This window comes from Tsukamurella strandjordii, from assembly GCF_039525985.1.
GTDB classification, from domain to species: domain Bacteria; phylum Actinomycetota; class Actinomycetes; order Mycobacteriales; family Mycobacteriaceae; genus Tsukamurella; species Tsukamurella strandjordii.
This window is the reverse complement of the sequence record NZ_BAAAII010000004.1, coordinates 209,090-214,516: the sequence shown is the minus strand read 5'-3', so window position 1 is coordinate 214,516 and position 5,427 is coordinate 209,090. Positions and strand designations below refer to the sequence as shown.

7 protein-coding genes are annotated in these 5,427 nt (G+C 69.4%); 2 read left to right on the top strand and 5 right to left on the bottom strand.

Going from position 1 to position 5,427, the window contains the following annotated elements; translation table 11 throughout:
* Window positions 1-2 precede the first annotated feature (2 nt).
* Window positions 3-992, bottom strand: a complete 990-nt coding sequence (locus ABD108_RS06990) for a Fe2+-enterobactin ABC transporter substrate-binding protein (protein ID WP_220657700.1) — start codon at window positions 990-992, stop codon at window positions 3-5.
* Between the two features lie 110 nt (window positions 993-1,102).
* On the opposite strand from ABD108_RS06990, the gene ABD108_RS06985 reads away from it, so the two are divergent.
* Complete coding sequence (locus ABD108_RS06985) at window positions 1,103-2,029, top strand: LLM class F420-dependent oxidoreductase (RefSeq protein ID WP_305111248.1); 927 nt, start codon at window positions 1,103-1,105, stop codon at window positions 2,027-2,029.
* On the opposite strand, the gene ABD108_RS06980 is transcribed toward ABD108_RS06985, so the two are convergent.
* Together ABD108_RS06980 and ABD108_RS06975 are read right to left on the bottom strand one after the other, a co-directional pair.
* Window positions 2,006-2,533 carry a mycothiol transferase gene (locus ABD108_RS06980; RefSeq protein ID WP_343929885.1) on the bottom strand — a complete coding sequence of 176 codons (528 nt, stop codon included), beginning with the start codon at window positions 2,531-2,533 and terminating at the stop codon, window positions 2,006-2,008. The genes ABD108_RS06985 and ABD108_RS06980 overlap by 24 nt on opposite strands.
* An 18-nt stretch (window positions 2,534-2,551) precedes the next feature.
* Window positions 2,552-3,295, bottom strand: coding sequence for an SDR family oxidoreductase (locus ABD108_RS06975; protein WP_343929884.1), 744 nt, complete (start codon window positions 3,293-3,295; stop codon window positions 2,552-2,554).
* Window positions 3,296-3,397: 102 nt separating this feature from the next.
* On the opposite strand from ABD108_RS06975, the gene ABD108_RS06970 reads away from it, so the two are divergent.
* Window positions 3,398-4,219, top strand: a complete 822-nt coding sequence (locus ABD108_RS06970; RefSeq protein ID WP_343929883.1) for a helix-turn-helix domain-containing protein — start codon at window positions 3,398-3,400, stop codon at window positions 4,217-4,219.
* Between the two features lie 16 nt (window positions 4,220-4,235).
* On the opposite strand, the gene ABD108_RS06965 is transcribed toward ABD108_RS06970, so the two are convergent.
* The gene (locus ABD108_RS06965) at window positions 4,236-4,778 is read right to left on the bottom strand and encodes a hypothetical protein (protein ID WP_343929882.1); all 543 of its coding nucleotides are present in this window, start codon (window positions 4,776-4,778) and stop codon (window positions 4,236-4,238) included.
* Between the two features lie 85 nt (window positions 4,779-4,863).
* The coding region (locus ABD108_RS06960; RefSeq protein ID WP_343929881.1) for a TCP-1/cpn60 chaperonin family protein at window positions 4,864-5,427 on the bottom strand (564 nt) is incomplete at its 5' end.

Below are 5,427 nucleotides of genomic sequence, written 5' to 3'. Positions count from 1 at the left end.
AGCTACTTCTTCTTGAACAGGTTCTCGACCACGCCGAGGGTGTCGATGGCCTTGTCGAAATCGGGACGCTGCACCCAGTAGGGCAGGTCGAAGGCCCGGTTCGCGGTGAACGCGGGCAGCGAGGCGTACACGGGCTGCGCGCGCAGCGAATCAGCGGTGTAGGTCTGGCCGCTGAAACCGATGATGAACACCGAGGGCTGCGTGACCGTGGTCGGCAGCTGCTCCGGCGTGATCTCGAAGGAGTCGCCGCCGGCGGTGTACGGCTTGAACTTGCCGGTCGCGAAGATCGGCGCGGCCTCAATGCCAACCTTGGCGAATTCCGCAGGGACGCCGCGGTTCTCGATCAGGCCGTAGGCCTTGCCCTGGGCGGTCATCGACAGGTACGCCACGGGGCCGGGGGGCGGGGTGATGTTGCCCTTGACCTCGGCGACGCGGGCGTCGTACTTCTTCACGGCGTCGGTGTACACCTGCGGCTTGTCGAAGGCGTTGGCCAGGTACTCGAACTGCTGCTGCCAGCTCTCGAGCTTGTTGTCCACCAGGATGGTGGGCGCGATGGCGGACAGCTTGTCGTAGGCGTCGCTGCCCTGCTTGAACGGGAAGCCGAGGCCGCCGCCCACGATGAGGTCGGGCTTCTCGGCCGCGACGGCCTCGATGTTGTAGCCGGCGGCCGGCCAGTTCATGAACTTGGTGCCCTGCTTCGCGAAATCATCCGCCCACGCCGGGTACGGCTTGGCGGTGTTGACGTCGCGGTCGGTGTACTCGGTGACCACGGAGACCACGGGCAGGCCGAGGTCGTACAGGTAGCCGGCGAGGTTGTAGTTGAGGAGCACGACGCGCTTGGGGGCGGCCGGGATCTTCACGTCCCCCTTGACCGTCGCCACCGTCCGCGTGGAGTTCTCCTTGGCGTCGTTCGACGAGCCGGAGTTGCCACAACCCGCAACCAGCCCCACCGCGCACAGAATCGCGGCGAGATACCGCACATGCCTGGCCATGTTTCACCTTTCTCCATGAATTTAGGACAGCCTTATCAAACCACATGGTAGAGGTGGAGGAACACCCGCCCGCCTGTCCCCTGTCAGGCCGTTGCGGCAGAGTAGGGGGCATGGAGCTACGCATCTTCGTCGAACCCCAGCAGGGCGCCACCTACGCCGATCAGCTCGCCGTGGCCCGGACCGCGGAGGCCGCCGGTTTCGGCGCGTTCTTCCGGTCGGACCACTACGTCGCCATGAACGTCGACGGCGCCCCGGGCCCCACCGATTCGTGGATCACCCTCGGCGCCATCGGCCGGGAGACCTCCACGATCCGCCTCGGCACGCTCGTCACCTCCGCGACCTTCCGGTTCCCCGGGCCGTTGGCGATCTCGGTGGCCCAGGTCGACGAGATGTCCGGCGGTCGAGTGGAACTCGGCCTCGGCGCGGGCTGGTTCGCCGAGGAGCACGCCGCGTACGCCATCCCCTTCCCCGATGTGAAGGAGCGGTTCGACCGGTTCGAGGAGACCCTGCAGATCGTAACGGGACTGTGGGAGTCGCAGGGGCCGTACACCTTCAGCGGTGAGCACTTCTCGGTGGTCGACTCCCCCGCCCTCCCGAAGCCCGCACAGGCCCACGTCCCGATCGTGCTGGGCGGCGCGGGCAAGAAGCGCAGCGCAGCCCTCGCCGCGCGCTTCGCCGACGAGTACAACACCCCGTTCGTTCCCGTCGAGGAGGCCGCCGCGGTGTGGGCGCGCGTCGACGCCGCGTGTGAGGCTGCAGGGCGCGACCCGAAGTCCGTGATCAAGTCCGCCGCGCAGGTGGTGTGCGGCGGCCCCGACGAGGCCACCGTCGCCCGCCGCGCCGCGACCATCGGCCGCGAGCTGCCCGAGCTGCGCGAGAACGGGCTCACCGGCTCCGCCGCGGAGATCGTGGACAAGCTGGGCGTCTTCGCCGAGGCCGGCGCCGAGCGTGTGTACCTGCAGGTGCTCGACCAGAGCGACCTGGCGCATGTCGAGTGGATCGGCTCCGAGGTGCTACCGCAGGTCGCCGGGCTGTAGGACGCCCCGCAGGAAGGCGGCGGCGCCGAGGTGCTGGGCGCAGTCGTCGATGATGCTCACCACGCGCACCGCGACGGTGACCGGCGGGTCCCACGCCGCATCGACGACGCGCTCCAGCTCGGCGGGCGTCACGCCCGCGAGGTAGCGCACCGCCATCGCATCGACATCGGCGACGTAGCCGATGAGCAGGTTCGCACTGGCCCGGACCTTCGCCGCCTCCGCGCGGCTCTGCCCGTAGCCCGTGGCATCGGCCGGCAGGTCCAGCCCGAATCGGCCGTACCAGTCGTTCGCCGTCCACACCTGCGGGACGCCCGCGATCGGCGCCAGCTGAGCGTCGATCACCCGCGCACTGTGCCACACCAGCCACGCGATCGTATTGGCGTCCGGCACGATCCGCCGGTTCGCGATGTCGGTGTCGAGCCCGTCCGTCACCGCCTCCGCATGTTCGAGGATCCGGGCGAACGAGTCGGTGAGCAGTTCCCGCGCAGCGGTGGCGTCATCCATGCTTCGACGGTACGCCGATCAGCCCTGCACCGTCGGGAGCACGATCATTGATGCGACGTTCACCGCCGGAGGCAACGAAGCACTCCAGACGATCGCATCGGCGAGTGCGGACGCGGGAATCGGTGGATTCTCAACAGCGAACTGCCGCAGCGCCTCCCGAGCCTGCAAGTCCGTCACTCCGGTGCCGAGTTCGGACTCGACCATGCCGGGTTCGACGGCACGTACCCGCACGCCGCGCAGGCCGAACTCCGCGCGCAGTCCCGTCGCCAGGTGGCTCACCGCAGCCTTCGTCGCGTTGTACACCGGGTACCCCGGGAGCACGATGTGGGCGCCGATCGAACTGGTCAGCACCAGATCGGCCGGATTCCCGTCGGCGGCGGCAGAGGTGAGATCGCCGATGGTGGCCCTCGCAGTAGTGAGCAGGCCCGTGACATTGGTCGCGACCATCCGCTCCCAATCGTCCTCGTCCGCCGTATCGAAGGGTGCGGGCAGCATCACCCCGGCGTTTGCGACGACCAGGTCGAAGCGCCCCGTCTTGTCCCGGAGCTCCGCGACGGCGGCGGTGAGCGCGGCGCGGTCGGCGACGTCGGCGGACGCGTAGATGCCGCCCGTGTTCGCGGCGACCTGCGCGAGGCGCTCCACGCGCCGGCCGACAAGCGCAACGCGGGCGCCCGCAGCGGCGAGCGCGGTAGCGGTGGCCGCACCGATGCCGGTGCCGGCTCCGGTGACGAGGGCAATGCGATTCTGCAGCGTTGGTGTCATGAGCACTACCGTGCGCGCAGCGAACCTCCGCTGCCAGGCCGGAGCGCTGCGGGGTAGTCGCGCTACCTGGCTGGACCTGCGCGGATCGGTATCGTCATCGGGGTGGGCGACAATCTTCTCGGCGAGTTCCTCCGGGCGCGGCGGGAGCGGGTAGACCCAGCGATGCTGGGGTTGCGGGCGGTCGGTGTACGCCGTACCCCCGGCCTGCGCCGCGAGGAGGTCGCCGCACGCGCCGGTATCAGCATTGAGTACCTGGTGCGCCTGGAACGCGGCCGGGACCGTCGGCCGTCACCTACCGTCGTCGCCGCGCTGGCGGATGTGCTGCAGCTCGATGAGGACGGCGCAACCCACCTGGCGCGACTCGCCGCGCTGCCCGCCGGCCGCGGGGGCGATGTTGTCGATGAAGTCTCCGCCCCGCTACGCCGGCTGCTCGACTCCTGGCCGTATCCGACCATCGTGACGAATTCATTGCTCGACCTGATCGGCACCAATGCCGCGGGTGCGGAACTGCATCGCGGCATCGGACTCGACGTCGGCGACAACATGGCGCGGGCACTGTTCCTCGACCCTCGCTCGCGAGAGGTCTTCCTGGACTACGACACCGTCGCCCGGGAGTCGGTCGGGAACCTGCGGGCGCTATCGGGCGCGAATCCATCACATCCGCGCCTCGCCGCGCTGGTGGGCGAACTGTCGGTGCACAGCGATCAGTTCGCACGGCTCTGGGGTGAGGGCGAGGTGCAGGCGAAGACCAATGGGGGCAAGGTGATCGCGCACCCTGATCTAGGCGTACTCGAGCTGGAATGGACCACCCTCGAGGTCGCCGCCGCACCCGGCCAACTGGTGGTCGCGTATCAGGCCAAGGAGGGAACCCCGTCGGTCTCCGCGCTCGACGCCCTCGTCGCTCGAGTTGCCCGCTCGTCCTGAGCCGGTACGGAGGCGGTCAGCTCACACTGCGTGCGAGGTTCCGCGCGAGGACGGCGGCGAACTCTGCGGGGTCCGCGACGGCGCCGCCCTCGGCGAGTACCGCGGTGCCGTAGAGGATTTCCGCGGCGTCGGCGAGAGCAGCGTCTTCACCGGCGTCCTCGGTCCCCGCGATCCGGTCGCGGAGGGCGAGTACCAAGTCGTTCTCCGGGTTGAGTTCCAGCGTGCGGCGCGTGTGCGGCACCTCCTGGCCGCTCGCCCGGTACATCTGCTCGAGCTGCGGTGTCAGATCGAACTCGCCGCCCACGAGGCACGCGGGCGAGGTGGTCAGGCGCGAGGTCAGCCGCACACCCGAGACCTTGTCCTTCAGCACGTCCGCGAGCCAGTCGGTGAGGGGCTCGAAGCCCTCCGCCTGCGGCGGCTCGTCGCCCAGGTCGGCCTCGCCCTTGGCGATCGAGACGAAACGCTTACCGTCGAACTCGGCGCCGGTGGTCCACAGCTCGTCCACCTGTTCGGAGAGCAGGAGGGCTTCGCGGCAGAATTCGACCGCGGACCCCCGCACAACCCGAATCTCGGAACAGGGCGGGCCCGGCACCGTCGCGGACGACGATGCCGGGCCCGGAAATCCTGATCCGAGTGGCAGGGACTTAGAAGTCCATGCCGCCCATGCCGCCGGTCGGATCGACCGGGGCACCGGCCTTCTCCGGCTTGTCGGCGACGACGGCCTCGGTGGTGAGGAACAGGGCCGCGATCGACGATGCGTTCTGCAGCGCCGAGCGGGTGACCTTCACCGGGTCGTTGATGCCGGCGGCCAGCAGGTCCTCGTACACACCGGTGGCGGCGTTGAGGCCGGTGCCGGCGGGCGAGTTGCGGACCTTCTCGGCCACGACGCCGGGCTCGAGGCCGGCGTTGATGGCGATCTGCTTGACCGGGGCGTCGAGCGCGACCTTGACGATGTTCGCGCCGGTGGCCTCGTCACCCTCGAGGTTGAGGGTGTCGAAGACCTTGCCCGACTGCGCGAGTGCAGCGCCACCACCGGCGACGATGCCCTCCTCGACAGCGGCCTTGGCGTTGCGCACGGCATCCTCGATGCGGTGCTTGCGCTCCTTGAGCTCGACCTCGGTGGCGGCACCGGCCTTGATGACGGCCACGCCGCCGGCCAGCTTCGCGAGGCGCTCCTGCAGCTTCTCCCGGTCGTAGTCCGAGTCGCT